We start from the raw sequence: 17,871 nt of genomic DNA, 5'->3' as shown, positions 1-17,871 counted from the left end.
GCGGGGGACGCCAGGAGCGCAACCTGGCAGGGGCATCTCAGGAAGCGGTGAAAGCGGTGTGACGCGGCCCGGTCAGCGGGCCAGTGAGGCCGCGTCGCCCATCACCACGACGGGGTGCCGCTCCGGGTCCAGCATGAGCAGCAGCTTCCTCATGTGCTTCTTGGAGATGCTGACGCAGCCCTGGGTAGGCCCGCCGTGGTCCACGTGGAACCAGATGCCGCCGCCCCGCTTCAGGCCCAGCGGCCTGGTCCAGTCGCGCGGCGAGGTGCCCGCCTTGCGGTTGTAGTTGATCGCCACGACGTAGTCGAAGGACCCGGCGAGCGGTTCGCCCTCGAAGCCGGTGCCGCCGATGGTGAAGCGGCCTGAGTGGTCGTACGACAGCCGGGTGCCGGGGTTCGGGAGCCGGCCGCCCGCGTCGGTGAGGGGGAAGACGCCGATCGGGGAGCGCAGATCGCCGGTGATGTGGCGGTCGGTCCAGCCCTTGCGGGCGTTGTGGGCGTCCCAGGTGACGACGGCCCGCCAGTCGGCGCCCGCGGCCATGTCCGGGTCGCCGTCGGGGTCGCGCCGCTGGTAGACCACCACGGTCGAACGGGAGGAGTCGCGCCCCTCGCCCGTCACGACCACCACCTGACGGGCCTTGTCGGGCACCTTGGCGAGGGTTTGGGGGCCGAGCCCGGGCAGGTCGTTCCGCAGCGCGGCGGGGGCGGGCCGCTGGGCCGTGGCGCCGGGGCCGGGCGTCGCGCCCCGCTTCTCGCCGGGGGCGCCGGCGGCGGCTCTGGGCTCGGCGCCGCCGGACGCGGAGCCCTTGGACGCACCGCAACCGGCGAGCGCGGTGAGGGTGAGGGCCGCCGCCACGAGGGCCGCGGCCCCGCGGGCGGGCCGGCGCCGCGGCCCGGCCCCGGTCCGTACCGCCCGCTCCACCCGTTCGGCAGACATTGTTACGACACTCAGATTGTCATTCACATTCAGGGAACCCGTTGGGTCGGGCCGCAGGTTGCCCCGCGTTCCGCCGGAAGCGGAAGCGGGGCACGAACGGCGCACGAACGGGCACAGCCGGGGCCCGGCCGGGCCCGTGGGGCTACTTGCCGGACTCGCCCGCCGCCTTCTCGCCGGACTTCTCCCCGGCCTTCTCGCCGCCCTTGTCCGCCTGCTTGATCTGCGGCTTGCGGATCGACAGGTGCAGCTCCCGCAGCCGCGCCTCGTCCACCTCGCTGGGCGCGCCCATCAGCAGGTCCTGCGCGTTGCCGTTGAGCGGGAAGGCGATGGTCTCGCGGATGTTGGGCTCGTCGGCCAGCAGCATCACGATGCGGTCCACGCCCGGGGCGATACCGCCGTGCGGCGGGGCGCCGAAGTGGAAGGCGCGCAGCATGCCGCCGAACTCGCGCTCCACCTCTTCGCGCGAGTAGCCCGCGATCTCGAACGCCTGGTACATCACATCCGGCTCGTGGTTCCGGATGGCGCCCGAGGACAGCTCCACACCGTTGCAGACGATGTCGTACTGCCAAGCCAGAATGTCCAGCGGGTCCTTGGTCCGCAGCGCCTCCAGGCCGCCCTGCGGCATGGAGAAGGGGTTGTGCGAGAACTCGATCTGGCCGGTGTCCTCGTTCCGCTCGAACATCGGGAAGTCGACGATCCAGCAGAAGCGGAAGACGTTCTCCTCGAAGTGCCCGGCCCGGCGCGCGGCCTCGACCCGCACCGCGCCCATGATCTTGGAGACCTCGTCGAACTCCCCGGCGCCGAAGAAGACCGCCGTGCCCGGCTTGCCCTCGACCTCGGCGATCAGCTTCTCGACGTCCTCGTCGGTGAGGAACTTCGCGATCGGCCCGGTCAGCTTGGCGTCCTCGCCGATCCGGACCCAGGCCAGCCCCTTCGCACCCTGCAGAGCGGCGAACTCGCCCATCTGGTCGAAGAACTTCCGCGGCTGGTCGGCGGTGTCCGGCACGGCCAGCGCGCGCACGTGCTTGCCCGCGAACGCCTTGAAGCCCGAGTCGGCGAAGACATGGCTGACGTCCACCAGCTCCAGCTGAGCTCGCAGGTCCGGCTTGTCGGAGCCGTACTTCAGCATGGCCTCGCGGAACGGGATCCGCGGGAACGGCGAGGTGACATGGCGGCCACCGCCGAACTCCTCGAACAGCTCGGTCATCACCTTCTCGATGACCTGGAAGACGTCCTCCTGCTCGACGAAGCTCATCTCGACGTCGAGCTGGTAGAACTCGCCCGGCGAGCGGTCGGCGCGGGCGTCCTCGTCGCGGAAGCAGGGCGCGATCTGGAAGTAGCGGTCGAAGCCCGCGATCATCAGCAGCTGCTTGAACTGCTGCGGGGCCTGCGGCAGCGCGTAGAACTTGCCCGCGTGCAGCCGGGAGGGCACCAGGAAGTCCCGCGCGCCCTCGGGCGAGGTGGCGGACAGGATCGGGGTCGCCAGCTCGTTGAAGCCCTGCGCGGTCATCTTCTGCCGGATCGCGGAGATCACGGCCGAGCGCAGCATGATGTTGCGGTGCATGCGCTCACGGCGCAGGTCCAGGAAGCGGTACTCCAGCCGCCGCTCCTCGTTCACCCCGTCCTCGGGGAAGACGGTGAAGGGCAGCGGGTCGGCGCCGCCGAGCACCTCGATGTCGGTGACCTCGACCTCGATCTCGCCGGTGGGCAGCTCGGGGTTGACGTTCTCCGCGCCACGGGCGATGACCCTGCCGTCCACGCGGACGACGGTCTCCTTGGACAGGGAGCTCAGCGCCTCGTTCGCCGGGGTGTCCGGGCGGACGACCAGCTGGACCAGGCCATAGTGGTCACGGAGATCGATGAAGAGGATGCCGCCCAGGTTCCGACGATTGTGCAGCCAGCCGGAGAGCCGCACGTCGGTGTCGACGTCAGCGGCGCGGAGCTCGCCGCAGGTGTGGGACCGGTACCGATGCATCGTTCATCCAAGTCGTTGGTCGGGAAGGCGCAGGCACCCTCGAAAAGCTTCTCGGCAAGCCTACCGGCGCCGCGCCCCTCACTGGTAAGGCCGCCGCATATCCCCATATGGTGACCCAATGCGCACCGAGGATCTGCTCGCCGCCCTCGCGACCGGCCTGTGGCGCTGGGACACAGTCTCGGGCGCCGTGAGCTACGACGCGGAGGCGGCCCGGCTGGTGGGGCTGCCCGCGGAGCCGGTCACCCTCCCCGAGTCCGCCGCCCGCGCCTGCTTCCACCCGGTGGACTGGGTGGAGGTCAAGGCGATCGTGAACCTCGCGGTGGCCGAGGGGACCCTCGCCGAGGCCCGGGTGCGGGTCGTCGACGAGAAGGGCCGGGTGCTGCGCACGCTGCGCAGCCGCTGCCGGCCCGTGGTGCAGGGCGGCGACCCCGGCCGGCGGGGCGCCGAGAACGGCCACGACCTGGTCGGCACCCTGCAGGAGGTGCCCGAGGCGCTGCCCGGCACCTCCGCGCCGACGCTGTCCGCGGTCACCGGCGACTGGCGGCGGGGCCGCGAGGCGTTTCTGCTGGACGCGGGGCGGGCGCTGGCCGAGGCGCCCTCGACCGCCGAGGTGCTGCGGGTGGCGGCGGGCCTGTCGATGCCGGGGTTCTCGCCGGACGGTCTCGCGGTCTTCGGGGTCAAGGGCGACCGGATCTCGCTGATCGGCCGCCACGGGGACCTGGCGGGGGACGAGCGCCCCGGCTCCACTCAGCCGCTGGACGCCGACTGCCCGGCCGCCGAGGTGATCCGCACCGGCCGGGCGGTCTATCTGCCCGGCCCGGAGGACTACCGGGACCGGTTCCCGGGCTCCTGGGCGCGCACCCGGCCGGTCGCCCGCCGGGCCTGGGCCTTTCTGCCGCTGATCGTCGCGGGCCGCACGATCGGCGCGTGGATGGCGAGCTTCGCGCACCCGGTGTCCTTCTCGCCCGACGAGCGCTCGGTGCTCACCACCGTGGCGCGGATGCTCGCCCAGGCGCTGTCGCGGGCCTCGCTCCAGGAGACCGAGCGCGAGCTGACGGACGGCCTGCAGCGCTCGATGCTGCCCGCCGACAAGCCGGCCATCCCCGGTCTCACGGTGGCCGCGCGCTATGTGCCGACGGGCGGCGGGCTGCAGGTGGGCGGCGACTGGTACGACGTGATCGGGCTGCCCTCGGGGCGTACCGCGCTGGTCATCGGCGATGTCCAGGGCCACGATGTGCGCGCCGCCGGGATCATGGGGCAGCTGAGGATCGCGGTCCGGGCGTACGCCTCCGAGGGCCACCACCCCGACGCGGTGCTCTCCCGCGCCTCCCGCTTCCTGGCCGGGCTCACCGAGGCGCCGGGCCCCGGCGGCGAGCCCGGCTACGACCCGCGCTTCGCGACCTGCCTGTACATGGAGGTGGACCCGGTCGCCGGCACGCTGGACATCGCCCGCGCGGGCCACCCCGACCCGGCGGTCCGGCTCGCCGACGGCACCATGATGATCCGCCCCACCGCGGGCGGGCTGCCGCTGGGCGTCGACCCGGACACCGACTACCCCACCACCCGGGTGGTGCTGGAGCCCGGCGAGACGCTGCTCATGTGCACGGACGGGCTGATCGAGACCGGCGGGCACGACGTGGAGTCGGGTTGGGACCGGATCCGGGCGGTCTTCGAGCGCACGGCCCCGGACCACACCGCCGCCCCGGGCGCCCTGGACGATCCGGATGCCGCGGGCGCCGCCTCGTGCGCCGCGACCATCGCGGCCGCCGTGGACACGGCCGCGGGCTCGGCCTCCCCCGCCGCCCTGGCCGCCGTGGAAACCGACGATCTCGACGCGCTCGCCGAGGCCCTGGTCCAGGCGGTGCACGGGCCGCCCTCCCACCACACCACCGGCCGTCTCGCCGACCGCCGCGAGGACGACATAGCGCTGCTGCTGATTCGGCGCGACGCCGAGGTGTGCCTGGTCGGCCCCGGCTCCGCCCCGGTGCGGCGCACGGCCGTCACCGTCGCCCAGGCCGAGCCGGAGCGCATAGCCGAGGCCCGGCAGCAGCTGCGCGACATGCTCCACGACTGGACCGACCGCGACCAGGTGGAGTCGGCGGTGCTGATGCTCTCCGAGATGGTCACCAACGTCCTGGTGCACACCGACGGCGACGCCCTCCTGGTCGCCGAGGTCAGCGGCCGGCCGGGCGCCAGACGGCTGCGCCTGGACGTCGCCGACAGCAGCGACGAACTCCCGCACCGCCGCCACCCGGGCGAGCTGGCGTCCTCGGGGCGCGGGCTGATGCTGATGGAGATGCTCGCCGACGCGTGGGGGGTGGACCCGCGCGGCGACGGCAAGTGCATTTGGTACGAGCTGTACGAGGCGGGGCCGGACGGGCCGGGCTCGGCGAGCTAGCGGAAGAGCCCGGAACCGAGCGGGTGCCGCTCGTCGAAACCGGGGAGGATCAGGAAGCTCGCACTGGCGGTCGTGGTCGTGAATTCCAGCAGGGCGTCGGAGTTGTCCATACGGGTGAGGGTGCTGGTGAAGGTCCGTATGTCGTTCTGGAAGCTCATGAACAGCAGGCCGGGGGTGGGTCCGTCGATGCTGTAGGAGCGACGGAGCATGAGGCCGACGCCGACCGCGGTGGCGTGCGCCCTGCGGGCGTGGGCGTCCACCGGGACGAGATAGCGTCCGTCCGGCGTTTTGGCACCGAGGTCCGGGCCGGAGGCGATGGCGCCACCGGAGAGGGGCACGCCCGTGGCCCGGCGCCGGCCGAAGACCGCTTCCTGTTCGGCGACGGACAGCTTGGCGAACCGCGGCAGGTCGAGTTCCATGCGTCGCAGGACGGCGATGGTGCCGCCGGCGACCGGAGCCGGCCCGGCCAGCCACAGGTGGCGCTCTTGTTCGTCCTTGGTGTGGGGTCCCACGATGCCGTCGACGAAGCCGAAGAGGTTCCGTGGCGCGGCAACGCCCTTCTTCACGGGCACGTTGGCACCGCGGCCTCCGGACTGCCGCCAGCGTTCCTCCATCCGCTCACCTGCCTGCTCCAGAAGCGCGGCAGCCACGACCGATAACACCAAGGGGTCGCCGGCGCAGATCTGTATCAGCAGGTCGCCGCCGCGTGCCCGTGGGGCGATCTGCTCGCGGGAGAACCGTGGGAGGTCCTTCGCGCCGGGCAGGGCGGGATCGACCCCGCGCACCAGCCGGGGGCCCACTCCGATCGTCACGGTGAGATCGCCCGGCGACAGGCCCATCAGCCGCGAGTCGGTCCCCTTGGTCAGTTCGCTGATGGCCTCGCCGAGTTCGGCCAGCAACGGGCGGACGGACTTGGTATCGACGAGGTCGGCGACCACGACCATCAGGTTCCGCTGGGCCGGCTGTGGAAGCGTGATGCCCGCCTGGTACCGGCCCGTGGGGGACACCGGCGGGGTCGGCGCGGGGGCGTCGGACCGGTCCGGCCGGGCGGAACTCGATTGGCACCCGGCGGTGAGGCCGGCGGCGGTCACGGTGCCGGTGGCACCGAGGAACGCGCGGCGTGACGGGCGGGAGTCGGCTTGGCGCACAGTGTGAACTGTGCCATAACCGTATCGGCGCCTGCGACTCCGTCAGCATCCGTGCCAGGATGAGGCCATGCCTCGTCTCCGTATTCGCCTGATGGCCGCGGTGCTCGGCACCCTGGCCCCCGTACTGGCCGGCTGCGGCGGGGGCGATGAGGGACCGGACGACGGCCGGCGACCGTCCGGTGAGCGTGTGACGATCAAGGTGCCGGCTGACGCCCCGACGATCTCGGCCGCGGTGTCCCTGGCCCGTCCCGGCGATCTCGTGCTGGTCGCGCCGGGCAAGTACCACGAGTCGGTGAAGGTTTCCAAGCCTCGCATCACTCTTCGCGGCGAGTCCCGGGACAAGGTCGTCATCGACGGGCGGCTGCAGCAGCCGAACGGCATCGTCGTCACCGCTCCCGGGGTGGCCGTGGAGAACCTGACCGTGCGGAACAACACCCAGAACGGGGTCCTGGTCACCGGTTCGGCGAAGGCGGCCGCCGGAATGCCGGGCCAGTCCGGCGGCTACGACACCGGCGACGAGCCCGTCACCTTCCTGAAGTCGTTCCTGGTCTCCCATGTGACCGCGACCCGCAACGGGCTGTACGGCATCTACGCGTTCTCCGCGCAGAACGGTGTCATCGAGCACTCGTACACGTCGGGCTCGGCCGACTCCGGGATCTATGTCGGACAGTGCAAGCCCTGTCGCATCGTGGTGCGGGACAACATCGCCGAACTCAACGCGGTCGGCTACGAAGGCACCAACGCCAGTGGCGACATGTACGTGGTCGGCAACCGCCTCGTCGGCAACCGGGTCGGACTGACCACCAACTCCGACCACCAGGAGAAGCTGCTCCCGCAGAAGGACGCCGTCATCGCGGGCAACCTGATCGCGGCCAACCAGCAGGAGGCCACCCCCGAACAGGCCGACGGCGGCTGGGGCATCGGCGTCGGCATCGACGGCGGCAGCGACAACCAGTTCGTCCGCAACCGGATCGCCCACAACAGCAACGCCGGGCTGGTCATCACCGCCAACGCCGACATCAAGCCGGACGGCAACCGGATCCTGGACAACACCTTCGCCGCCAACGGCGTTGACGTCGGCTGGACGTTCCCCACCGCCACGAAGGGCCGGGGCAACTGCCTGCGCGGCAATGACCTTCGCACGACGGTGCCCGCCCGGCTCGCGAAAACCGCCTCCTGCCCGCGCCCCGCCGGGTCGCTCTCGCCGTCCGGCACCTGGGCGAAGCCGACGGCACCCGGCGGTATCCCGTTCACCGACGTGGCGGCGCCGGGGCGACAGCCGCAGTTCCCCAAGGCCACCACCACGGGCGCCACCGCTGTTCCGGCCGTTCCGGCGCTCCCGGACACGGCGGACATCCGGCTGCCGTCGGTGTCACTGCTCGCCAGCGGCGCGCGTGTGCGGACGTCCTGAGCGGCGGCTACCGCGCCGGGGTGACTCCCGGTACCTTCCTGACCGGAACGTACTTGTGGGTGTCGAAATCGATGACCACCGGCTCCGGCGCGGAAGCCACGCCGACGCGGACCCGGTACATGGTGCCGTCCGAACCGATCCAGTAGCGCACGGCACCCCCCGTACCGGACGTGGGCACGGCACTGGCCGTACCGGACGTGGCACGGGTGGCGCTCGGCCCGGTCATGATGTCCACCTGATGGCCGTCCAACCGGTCCTCTCCAACCCAGGCGGCACCGTTCTGCGGCAGCAGTTCGGCGTTGTCCGGCCGGTCGTTACCGAGCTTCAGCGCGATGGCCAGCGAACTGTCCAGTGAACTGCCGTACTGCTGCAGCGGACGGCTGACCCAACCCGAGCCCGGGGGCCGTGCCGGTGCCTTCGCCGGGGCGTTCGTCATCGGGTGGACGAACACGGTGGTGGCCGTCCACTCGATCAGCCCGTTGCTGGACGTGTCGCGCCCGGTGCCGTGCACCACGCCGTAACCGATCTTGCCGCGGTAGTCGATGGACCCGGTGATGGTCAACCCGCCCGCGGTGCCCGGCACGTTGATCGTCACGGCGCGCCCGCCCGCCTGGTAGTTGCGGAACCGCGTGACCGCCAGACGGTTCGCCTGATCCGAGGTCAAGTCCCTTGGACCGGTGGGGCCGGAGTCGCTGTCGATGACCAGGAGCGTGACCACCGCGACGGCCACACCGCCGAGGACGGCTGCCACCCAGCGCGGCCGCAGCCATCGGCGCCGGCCGGCCGCGCCCCGCGGGCCTTGCTTGGTCCTCATGTGCCGCAGGCGACGCATTGGTAACTTGTTCCGCTCATTCACCCTCTGCTCCCCCCGATCTTGGCGGCCACCCGCTACAGTATCGTCGCTGGTAGGGCGGTTCAGGATGACTGTTCAGACTCTTGTGCTGTTTCCGCGTGGGGAAGCGAGGACGAGTGCCACTGACCTGGGGAAGGCATTCCCAAGTCCCTGAATTCGCCACATCCGCCAAGACGACCAGGAACGACGGGGCCCACCGAAAGAGCGGTGGGCCCTTTTCATGACCGATGTGATACCCGGGGCCGAAAAGCGGATGTACGGCTGAAAGCGGGTGTTCGGTTCACATCACGAGGGGAGAGTGATGGCTGTGCGAAAAGTGCATGGAAGATTAAACCGGACAGCCGGGAAGCGTACGGATGCGCTGACGCGAGTGGGCTTATCCGTTCTCTTGCTGTCGGGTGGCGTCATGGGCGCGACGGCCGGTACGGCCACCGCTTCCACTGGCGACGGAACCCTGACCGTTCAGGTACTCCGGGATTTCTTCGGCACCGGCGTGATCAACACGACCATGGATGTGCCGCAACGGGGCATGAAGGTCGCGGTGTCGGACTCCGCCGGCCATCGGGTCACCGGCACCACGGACGCCACCGGAAAGGTGGTGGTCTCGCCGTCGGACGACCTGACCGGCGGTCAGTACCGCGTCGACGTCACCATCCCGGCGCCGTACGACAAGTACCTTCAGGCGGCGCCGGCCTCGACGGCGGAGAACCACTTCGACAGCTTCACGACCTTCGTGAACGTGTCGGACGGCAAGGACGACTCGGTGATTACCGGGGTCTGGAATCCTGCCGACTACGCGCTGCCGGAGACACGGTATTTCGTACCGATCCAGAACGGCGCCGGCGGGAATGACACCCGGGCACTGGTGGCGTTCGGGACGGACAAACGAGGTACGTGTCCCGGCGACGCGGACTGCCCGACCGTCCTCAACACGCAGGACCAGGTGGGCACGACGTTCGCGCTGGCCTACGACAAGTACAAGAAGCGGATGTTCCAGGGCGCGTTCGCCCGCCGGTACACCCCGTACGGGCCGGGCGGCGGTGACGCGATCTACACCACGCCGACCAACGGTGGGGCGCCGACCCTGTTCGCGAAGGTGCCGGGCGCCACGGAGACATCGCACGACGCCTCCAACCTGATCAAGGACGCCGGGTTCACCGACGCGCCGGGCAAGGAGAGCATCGGCGGCCTGGCCCTGTCCGAGGACGGCTCGACGCTCTACGCGGTGAACCTGCTGACCCGGCGCCTGGTCAGCTTCGACGCGACCGGGGCCACCGCGTCCGCGCCCAAGGCGACGGTGCGCATCCCGGACCCGGGCTGCGCGAGCTCCGGCGACTGGCGGCCGTTCGGTCTTCAGGTCCACGACAACAAGCTGTACGTCGGCGGCGTGTGCAGTGCGGAGAGCACACAGAAGCGCGAGGACCTGAAAGCCGTCGTCTATGCCTACGACGGCGAGCGGTTCGACACGGTGCTGGACCACCCGCTCACGGCCAAGCGCGGCTCCGTCTTCGGTTCCAACGACGACGACCAGGCCACCCACTGGAACCCGTGGAACACCAGCCTGGCCACGTGGGACGAGCGGAAGGTGGGCAACGTCTTCATCGATCCGCAGCCGGAGCTCTCCTCCCTCGCCTTCACCCGCGACGGCTCGATGATCCTCGGTTTCCGCGACCGGTTCATGGACGTCGTGGCCTGGGGTGGACTGGACCCGAGGCCGGGGAACGACACCCCGGAGAGCGGCATGGCCGGCGGTGACATCACCATGGCCTGCGCCAATCCCACCGGTGGGTATTCGTGGGAAGGCACCGGGGACTGCCCGAACCACGCCAGTCCCGCCACCGGTGGCACCCAGGACGCCGGTGTCGTCGAGTACTTCCCGGGCGACTTCTTCGGCAACGGAGTTCACGCGGAGACCGCGCTGGGGTCGGTGGCCTACATTCCGCAGCAGCAGTGGGTCATCAGCACGGAGTTCGACCCGGTCGTCAACGTCGCCACCTCCGGGACCGGCTACTACGACGTCACGACCGGTCAGGGCCCGGGCAACGCTCCGACCAAGAACGGGTACCAGTTCGTCAGTCAGGCACAGAGCGGGTTCGGTAAAGCCGGTGGGCTCGGCGATGTCGCCTACGAGGCGGCGAACGCGCCGATCCAGATCGGCAACCGGGTGTGGTTCGACGGCGACCACAACGGCATCCAGGACCCCGAGGGTACGAACGAGGTGCCGCTGCCGGACGCGACGGTCAACCTGCTGGACGCCGACGGCAAGCAGGTCGCCACGACCAAGACCGATGCCGCCGGCGAGTACTACTTCGGTGGGGTCGGCGCCGCCTACGAGCTCAAGCCGGGTGCGAAGTACACGGTGGAGTTCGACGTGTGCACCGCGGACACCAGCAACGTGCCGACCGAGCCGCCGGCCACCGAGCTGCGGTTCACCCTCCCGCGGGCCGGTGACAACCGGGCACACGACTCCAATGTGACCCCGCCGAAGACCGGGCAGCTGTGCAAGGGACAGGCACCTGTCACGGCGCCGGACAAGCCGGGAGAGGTCGACCACACGATCGACGCCGGCGTGTACATCGTCAAGGAAACGCCGACTCCCACGCCGACGCCCACGCCGCCGTCGTCGGAGCCGCCGACCCACGAGCCGCCGAGCTCCGAGCCGACGACCTCTGTGCCGCCCAACAACCCGGGCCCGCAGACCGGCGGCGGCGGTGGCTCGCTGGCCAACACAGGCACGGAGCTGCTGACCATCATCTCCCTCAGTGCCCTGCTGGTCGGTGCGGGCGCGGCATTCGCGTATGCGGCCCGGAAGCGTCGCGCCAGGCTGCACTGAGACAACCAGGCACCAGTGAAAGACGGGTGATCCGCCCGTGAGCGCCGACGAGCCCCGTCCGTATCCGGACGGGGCTCGTCTGTATGTCGTCCCGGCGAGCCTTACATTCCACCCTCGGACATCCCGTGCACGGCGGGGATCGTGCCGAGCCGGCCCTTCTGGAAGTCCTCGAACGCCTGCTGGAGCTCCACGCGGGTGTTCATCACGAACGGCCCGTAGTGCGCCATGGGCTCACGGATCGGCCGGCCGCCGAGGAGGACGACCTCCAGGTCCGGCGTGTGGGAGTCCTGCTTCTCGTCCGCGCGCACGGTCAGCGAGGAGCCGGCACCGAAGACCGCGGTCTGGCCGAGGTGGATCGGGCGGCGCTCGGCGCCGACAGAGCCGCGGCCCGCGAGCACATACGCGAGGCCGTTGAAGTCCTCACGCCAGGGCAGGTTGATCTCCGCGCCCGGCGCCAGCGTCGCGTGCACCATCGTGATCGGGGTGTGCGTGATGCCGGGCCCGTTGTGACCGTCCAGCTCACCGGCGATGACGCGCAGCAGCGCGCCGCCGTCCGGGGAGGTGAGCAGCTGGACCTGGCCACCACGGATGTCCTGGTAGCGCGGCGGCATCATCTTGTCCTTCTTCGGCAGGTTCACCCACAGCTGGAGGCCGTGGAAGAGACCGCCGGACATGACCAGGTGCTCCGGCGGCGCCTCGATGTGGAGCAGACCGGACCCGGCCGTCATCCACTGGGTGTCACCGTTGGTGATGGTGCCGCCACCGCCGTTGGAGTCGTGGTGGTCGAAGATCCCGTCGATGATGTACGTGACGGTCTCGAAGCCGCGGTGCGGGTGCCACGGGGTGCCCTTGGGCTCGCCCGGCGCGTAGTCCACCTCGCCCATCTGGTCCATCATGATGAACGGGTCCAGGTGCTTGTAGTCGATGCCCGCGAAGGCACGCCGCACCGGGAAGCCCTCACCCTCGAAACCGCTGGGAGCGGTGGTGACGGCGAGCACGGGGCGCTGCTTGGCGTCGGCGGGCGCCGCGACGCGGGGCAGGGTGAGCGGGTTGTCTACGGTCACAGCTGGCATGACGGCCTCCTCGGTCGTTCAAGGTTCAACTTAGTTGAAGGGTGAACGACCCGCAAGAGGGTCTTTATTTCCCGGCGCGGCCGGGCACACAGAGTGAGGCTCTGGTAGCGCTCAGCCGTACATCCGGCGCATCGCGAAGTCGACCATCTGCTCCACGGCCTTGGCGTCGAAGACCATCCGGTGGTCGCCCTCCATGTCGAGGACGAAGCCGTAGCCGGTGGGCAGCAGGTCGATCACCTCGGCGCCGGTGATCACGAAGTACTTGGACTCCTTGCCGGCGTAGCGGCGCAGCTCCTTGAGCGAGGTGAACATGGGGATCACCGGCTGCTGGGTGTTGTGCAGGGCGAGGAACCCGGGGTTGTCACCGCGCGGACAGTAGACCTTGGAGCTCGCGAAGATCTGCTGGAAGTCCTCGGCCGACATCGAGCCGGTGGTGAAGGCGCGCACCGCGTCGGCCAGGGACGGCGGGGAGGGCTCCGGATACAGCGGCTGCTCGCCGTAGCCGGCGCCCGGCTGTGGGTGGTGCGACAGAGGCGGCTGCTGCCCCGGCTGCGGCGGCGGCGCCGCGTAACCCTGCCCTGCGCTCGCGTTCTGGTCGTAGCCGTACATGCGCAGAAGCGTACTGAGTCGGCGAAGCGCAGTGCGTCACAGTTGCCCGATTGAGGGTTGCCCTTTATTACCCACGGGTAGCATCATGGCGGTCGACGATCGATCGCGCGATGCCATTGATGAGGTCCGCCGCCTCCCGAGCCTTACGGAGCTGTTCGCCATGGGGCACTACAAGTCGAATCTCCGCGACATCGAGTTCAACCTCTTCGAGGTGCTCGGGCGCGACAAGCTGTACGGCACGGGACCGTTCGAGGAGATGGACGTCGAGACCGCCAAGAGCGTGCTCTCCGAGATCTCCCGGCTGTCCGAGAACGAGCTGGCCGAAAGCTACGCGGACGCCGACCGGAACCCGCCGGTCTTCGATCCGAAGACCCACACCGCGCCGCTGCCCGAGTCCTTCAAGAAGAGCTACCAGGCGTACATGGACGCCGATTGGTGGCGCCTGGGCGTCCCCGAGGACCTCGGCGGAGCCGCCTGCCCGCGCTCGCTGCTGTGGGCCTGCGCCGAGCAGATCCTCGGCTCCAACACCCCGATCTGGATGTACGCCTGCGGCCCCTCCTTCGCCGGCGTGCTCCACGACGAGGGCACCGAGGAGCAGTTGGCGATCGCCCGGCACATCGTGGACAAGCAGTGGGGCGCCACCATGGTGCTCACCGAGCCCGACGCGGGCTCGGACGTCGGCGCCGGCCGCACCAAGGCGGTCCGCCAGGAGGACGGCTCCTGGCACATCGAGGGCGTGAAGCGGTTCATCACCTCCGGTGAGCACGACCTCTCGGAGAACATCGTCCACTTCGTGCTGGCGCGCCCCGAGGGCGCGGGCGCGGGCACCAAGGGGCTGTCCCTCTTCATCGTCCCGAAGTACGACTTCGACTGGGAGAGCGGGGAGCTCGGCGAGCGCAACGGCGTCTACGCGACCAATGTCGAGCACAAGATGGGCCTGCGGGTCTCCAACACCTGCGAGCTGACCTTCGGCGCGGACCGCCCGGCCAAGGGCTGGCTGCTCGGCGAGAAGCACGACGGCATACGCCAGATGTTCAAGATCATCGAGTTCGCCCGGATGATGGTCGGCACCAAGGCCATGGCGACCCTGTCCACCGGCTATCTGAACGCGCTGGAGTACGCCAAGGAGCGCGTCCAGGGCCCGGACCTGGCCGCCTTCACCGACAAGAGCGCCCCGCGCGTCACCATCACCCACCACCCCGATGTGCGCCGCTCCCTGATGGCGCAGAAGGCGTACGCGGAGGGCCTGCGCTCGCTCGTCCTCTACACCGCTTCCGTCCAGGACGAGATCCAGGCCCTGGAGGCCGCCGGCGAGGACGCCTCCGCCGCCCACGCCCTCAACGACCTGCTGCTGCCCATCGTCAAGGGCTACGGCTCGGAGAAGGCGTACGAGCAGCTGGCACAGTCCCTGCAGACCATCGGCGGCTCCGGCTACCTCCAGGAGTACCCGCTGGAGCAGTACATCCGGGACGCCAAGATCGACACCCTCTACGAGGGCACCACCGCCATCCAGGGGCAGGACTACTTCTTCCGGAAGATCGTCCGGGACCAGGGCCAGGCGCTGACCGTCATCTCGGAGGAGATCAAGAAGTTCCTGGCCGAGGCCGGCGGCGGGGAGGAGCTTGCCGCCACCCGCGACGCGCTCGCCAAGGCCGCCGGCGACCTGGAGGGGCTGGTGGGCACCATGCTCACCGATCTCGCCGCCACCGAGCAGGACGTCACCTCCATCTACAAGGTCGGCCTGAACGCCACCCGGCTGCTGCTCGCCTCCGGCGATGTGTTCATCGGCTATCTGCTGGTCAAGGGCGCGGCGATCGCCGCCGACAAGCTGCCCGGCGCCTCGGCCAAGGACAAGTCCTTCTACGAGGGCAAGATCGCGGCCGCGAAGTTCTTCGCCCAGGAGGTGCTGCCGGGCGTCGCGGTCCAGCGCGCCGTGGCCGAGTCCGTCGACGGCTCCCTGATGGACCTGGCCGAGGAGGCCTTCTGATTCCTCTCATCGAGCCGGGTGCCCCGCGCGGGGCACCCGGCTCGACCGTTTACGCGTCCGCGTCCCCGCCGCTCTCGCGCCTCCGCTCGCGCAGCGCGCGTTCGACGTCGTGCCATGCCTGCCGCTGGATCTCCTCGCTGTGCGCGAGCACGTCCTCCATCCCCTCGCCCCCGGGCGGGAGGGGGGCCGGGGGCGGGATGAGCTTCGCCCGCAGATCGCGGCAGGCCGCGTCCTCCGAACGGAACCAGCTCGTATCGCGGTCCTGGGAGCGCTCACGCAGCCCCACCACCCAGCCGCCCGTCGCGGGCCGCAGGAAGTAGTAGGCGTCCGGCTGGACGGGGATGTCGTGCACACCGGGGATGTCGTACAGCGCGTCCGGGACCCGCTCCTCGCGCAGGGCCCGGACGAGCTCCCGCCGGTCCACCGCGCGTCAGTTGAGGGGACGGAGGTTGCCGGCGGCGACCAGCTGGGGGATCGAGGGAGTCGTGAGGTACTGCAGACCGCCCCCCGGCTGGGCGAACCAGGGCCTGATGGGCCCCGCCTCCACCGTGAAGGGCTGCACGACCTCGTAGAGGTGGTAGCCGAAGGGGAACGCCGGATCGAGGGTATTGAGGCTGCTGGGCGGAAGCGCGCGCTCGGCGAAGGGCGTACCGGCCGGGGCCAGGAAGTGGCCGAAGCCGCTGCCGAAGAGGTCGACCTTCTGCCCCGGCTGCAGGGTGACGGTGACGTGCAGCGGCGTGCCGTTGATGAGCACCCAGCCGTCCGGGTCCGGGAACCACCAGCCGGAGGTGTCCTCGTCCCAGTAGCAGCCGAGGAACTCGGTGGACGAGAGGTGGTCCAACCTCCCCCAGCTACCGCTGGGAGGTGCCCCCTCCCAGCCCTTGAGCATCTCGGCGATCGGCCCGCTCCGGGGGAGCTGCGCGGGGCCCAGCCGCCAGTCGTCCTCGTAGTACCTCTGGAACGGGGCCGGCGGGGGAGTGTGGGCCCCCACCCGGTCCGTGGTGGGGCAGGGGACAGGTTCCTTCGGGTACGGGGCGGCAGCGGCCGGGGCGGTGGGCTGCGCCACGGCCGGCGCGCCCGCGCACAGCAGGAGGAGCGCTCCCAGGACGAGGAGGACGTGACGTAGAGCGCGCATCCGATATCCCCTTTAGTGCGTTATTGCACGATCACAGGAGATATGAGAGGAAATACGCCCTTCTTATCGCCGGGCTGCCGTTCTTCATCTGATCGGCGCAGCACGATCCCACGGAAGCCGCAACACCCCCCGCCGAGCCCCCGCCGCACGCTCTTAGCCGTTTTCCACAGGCCCTAATCGAACACGGGCTCCAGGCGGTTCACGTATCTATGCTGTTCACATGAGCGCGCACTCCGGCTTCGACCGCGGCCATACCGACGACCTGATGTCCTTCCTCTCCGCTGCCCCATCGCCGTACCACGCGGTGGCGAGTGCCGCCGAGCGGCTGGAGAAGGTGGGATTCCGGCAGGTCGAGGAGACCGCGCCCTGGGACGGCGGGGCGGGAGGCAAGTACGTCCTGCGGGGCGGCGCGATCATCGCCTGGTACGTGCCCGACGGGGCGAGACCCTCCACCCCCTACCGGATCGTGGGAGCGCACACCGACTCCCCCAATCTGCGGGTCAAGCCGATTCCCGACACCGCCGCCCACGGCTGGCGGCAGATCGCCGTCGAGATCTACGGCGGCGCGCTGCTGAACACCTGGCTGGACCGCGACCTCGGCATCTCCGGCCGGCTCACCCTCAAGGACGGCTCGCACCACCTGGTGGCCGTCGACCGGCCGCTGCTGCGCGTTCCCCAGCTCGCCGTCCACCTCGACCGGGGTGTCAACGCCGAGGGGCTCAAGCTCGACAAGCAGCGCCACATGACACCCATCTGGGGCCTCGGCGACATGGAGGAGGGCGCTCTGATCCGCTTCGTCGCCGAGGCCGCCGGGGTCCCCGCCGCCGAGGTGAGCGGCTGGGACCTGATGGCGCACAGCGTCGACCCGCCCGCCTACCTCGGCCGGGACCAGGAGCTGATCGCCGGCCCCCGGATGGACAATCTTCTGTCCGTGCACTCCGGCACGGCCGCGCTCGCCGCCGTCTCCACCCGCCCCGAGCTGCCGTACATCCCCGTCCTCGCCGCCTTCGACCACGAGGAGAACGGCAGCCAGTCCGACACCGGCGCCGAGGGCCCGCTGCTCGGTAATGTGCTGGAGCGCTCGGTCTTCGCCCGCGGCGGGGCGTACGAGGACAAGGCCCGCGCCTTCGCCGGCACGGTCTGCCTGTCCTCCGACACCGGCCACGCCGTCCACCCCAACTACGCCGAGCGACACGAGCCCGGCCACCACCCGCTCCCCAACGGAGGCCCCATCCTCAAGGTCAATGTCAACCAGCGGTACGCCACCGACGGCGGCGGCCGGGCCGTCTTCGCCGCCGCCTGCGAGCGCGCGGGCGTGCCCTGGCAGACCTTCGTCTCGCACAACGCCATGCCGTGCGGCACCACGATCGGCCCGATCACCGCCGCCCGGCACGGCATCACCACCGTCGACGTGGGCGCGGCCATCCTGTCCATGCACTCGGCCCGCGAGCTGTGCGGCGCCCGGGACCCGCAGCTGCTCACCAGGGCGATGACCGCCTTCCTGGAGGGCTGA

At 70.5% G+C, this 17,871-nt stretch carries 13 protein-coding genes; 5 read left to right on the top strand and 8 right to left on the bottom strand.

Features of this window, described 5'->3' with window-relative positions; all coding sequences use genetic code 11:
- Nucleotides 1–72: 72 nt before the first annotated feature.
- Nucleotides 73–936 (bottom strand): L,D-transpeptidase family protein, encoded by an 864-nt coding sequence (locus ACFZDL_RS32305; protein WP_353594748.1) that lies wholly within the window; start codon nt 934–936, stop codon nt 73–75.
- A gap of 142 nt (nt 937–1,078) precedes the next feature.
- Nucleotides 1,079–2,911 (bottom strand): aspartate--tRNA ligase, encoded by a 1,833-nt coding sequence (gene aspS / locus ACFZDL_RS32300; protein WP_353594750.1) that lies wholly within the window; start codon nt 2,909–2,911, stop codon nt 1,079–1,081.
- 118 nt (nt 2,912–3,029) lie between these two features.
- On the opposite strand from aspS, the gene ACFZDL_RS32295 reads away from it, so the two are divergent.
- Nucleotides 3,030–5,309 carry a SpoIIE family protein phosphatase gene (locus ACFZDL_RS32295; RefSeq protein ID WP_353594751.1) on the top strand — a complete coding sequence of 760 codons (2,280 nt, stop codon included), beginning with the start codon at nt 3,030–3,032 and terminating at the stop codon, nt 5,307–5,309.
- Here the strand turns inward: ACFZDL_RS32295 and ACFZDL_RS32290 are convergent.
- Nucleotides 5,306–6,457 (bottom strand): Dyp-type peroxidase, encoded by a 1,152-nt coding sequence (locus ACFZDL_RS32290; protein ID WP_353594752.1) that lies wholly within the window; start codon nt 6,455–6,457, stop codon nt 5,306–5,308. The genes ACFZDL_RS32295 and ACFZDL_RS32290 overlap by 4 nt on opposite strands.
- Nucleotides 6,458–6,524: 67 nt before the next feature.
- On the opposite strand from ACFZDL_RS32290, the gene ACFZDL_RS32285 reads away from it, so the two are divergent.
- The gene (locus tag ACFZDL_RS32285) at nt 6,525–7,868 is read left to right on the top strand and encodes a right-handed parallel beta-helix repeat-containing protein (protein WP_353594753.1); all 1,344 of its coding nucleotides are present in this window, start codon (nt 6,525–6,527) and stop codon (nt 7,866–7,868) included.
- Nucleotides 7,869–7,875: 7 nt separating this feature from the next.
- On the opposite strand, the gene ACFZDL_RS32280 is transcribed toward ACFZDL_RS32285, so the two are convergent.
- Complete coding sequence (locus ACFZDL_RS32280; protein ID WP_353594754.1) at nt 7,876–8,682, bottom strand: hypothetical protein; 807 nt, start codon at nt 8,680–8,682, stop codon at nt 7,876–7,878.
- Between the two features lie 445 nt (nt 8,683–9,127).
- Between ACFZDL_RS32280 and ACFZDL_RS32275 the strand changes: the two genes are divergently transcribed.
- Nucleotides 9,128–11,554: an SdrD B-like domain-containing protein gene (locus tag ACFZDL_RS32275; RefSeq protein WP_353594835.1), complete on the top strand. Its 2,427-nt coding sequence runs from the start codon at nt 9,128–9,130 to the stop codon at nt 11,552–11,554.
- 101 nt (nt 11,555–11,655) lie between these two features.
- On the opposite strand, the gene ACFZDL_RS32270 is transcribed toward ACFZDL_RS32275, so the two are convergent.
- On the bottom strand, nt 11,656–12,627 hold the full coding sequence (locus ACFZDL_RS32270) for a pirin family protein (protein ID WP_353594755.1): 972 nt from the start codon (nt 12,625–12,627) through the stop codon (nt 11,656–11,658).
- Between the two features lie 111 nt (nt 12,628–12,738).
- Entirely contained in the window at nt 12,739–13,236 is a 498-nt protein-coding gene (locus ACFZDL_RS32265; protein ID WP_353594756.1) for an SseB family protein, read from the bottom strand.
- A 160-nt stretch (nt 13,237–13,396) separates the two neighbouring features.
- Here ACFZDL_RS32265 and ACFZDL_RS32260 point away from each other — a divergent pair, with 160 nt between their 5' ends.
- Entirely contained in the window at nt 13,397–15,223 is a 1,827-nt protein-coding gene (locus tag ACFZDL_RS32260) for an acyl-CoA dehydrogenase (RefSeq protein WP_353594757.1), read from the top strand.
- A gap of 49 nt (nt 15,224–15,272) precedes the next feature.
- Here the strand turns inward: ACFZDL_RS32260 and ACFZDL_RS32255 are convergent, their stop codons facing one another.
- Nucleotides 15,273–15,647, bottom strand: coding sequence for a hypothetical protein (locus tag ACFZDL_RS32255; RefSeq protein ID WP_353594758.1), 375 nt, complete (start codon nt 15,645–15,647; stop codon nt 15,273–15,275).
- A 6-nt stretch (nt 15,648–15,653) separates the two neighbouring features.
- Nucleotides 15,654–16,358, bottom strand: coding sequence for a TNT domain-containing protein (locus tag ACFZDL_RS32250; RefSeq protein ID WP_353594759.1), 705 nt, complete (start codon nt 16,356–16,358; stop codon nt 15,654–15,656).
- A gap of 220 nt (nt 16,359–16,578) precedes the next feature.
- Between ACFZDL_RS32250 and ACFZDL_RS32245 the strand changes: the two genes are divergently transcribed.
- Complete coding sequence (locus ACFZDL_RS32245; RefSeq protein ID WP_353594760.1) at nt 16,579–17,871, top strand: M18 family aminopeptidase; 1,293 nt, start codon at nt 16,579–16,581, stop codon at nt 17,869–17,871.

This window comes from Streptomyces sp. NPDC007917 (genome assembly GCF_042959105.1).
GTDB lineage: Bacteria > Actinomycetota > Actinomycetes > Streptomycetales > Streptomycetaceae > Streptomyces.
The sequence above is the reverse complement of the archived record's forward strand: the minus strand, read 5'-3'. Positions and strand labels throughout refer to the sequence as shown.

Coding starts and splice junctions, on each gene's coding strand:
- ACFZDL_RS32270 (WP_353594755.1), bottom strand. CDS start 12,627: ATGCCAGCTGTGACCGTAGACAACCCGCTCACCCTGCCCCGCGTCGCG.
- ACFZDL_RS32280 (WP_353594754.1), bottom strand. CDS start 8,682: ATGAGGACCAAGCAAGGCCCGCGGGGCGCGGCCGGCCGGCGCCGATGG.
- ACFZDL_RS32275 (WP_353594835.1), top strand. CDS start 9,128: ATGGGCGCGACGGCCGGTACGGCCACCGCTTCCACTGGCGACGGAACC.
- ACFZDL_RS32285 (WP_353594753.1), top strand. CDS start 6,525: ATGCCTCGTCTCCGTATTCGCCTGATGGCCGCGGTGCTCGGCACCCTG.
- ACFZDL_RS32245 (WP_353594760.1), top strand. CDS start 16,579: ATGAGCGCGCACTCCGGCTTCGACCGCGGCCATACCGACGACCTGATG.
- ACFZDL_RS32295 (WP_353594751.1), top strand. CDS start 3,030: ATGCGCACCGAGGATCTGCTCGCCGCCCTCGCGACCGGCCTGTGGCGC.
- ACFZDL_RS32250 (WP_353594759.1), bottom strand. CDS start 16,358: ATGCGCGCTCTACGTCACGTCCTCCTCGTCCTGGGAGCGCTCCTCCTG.
- ACFZDL_RS32305 (WP_353594748.1), bottom strand. CDS start 936: ATGTCTGCCGAACGGGTGGAGCGGGCGGTACGGACCGGGGCCGGGCCG.
- ACFZDL_RS32265 (WP_353594756.1), bottom strand. CDS start 13,236: ATGTACGGCTACGACCAGAACGCGAGCGCAGGGCAGGGTTACGCGGCG.
- ACFZDL_RS32260 (WP_353594757.1), top strand. CDS start 13,397: ATGGGGCACTACAAGTCGAATCTCCGCGACATCGAGTTCAACCTCTTC.
- aspS (WP_353594750.1), bottom strand. CDS start 2,911: ATGCATCGGTACCGGTCCCACACCTGCGGCGAGCTCCGCGCCGCTGAC.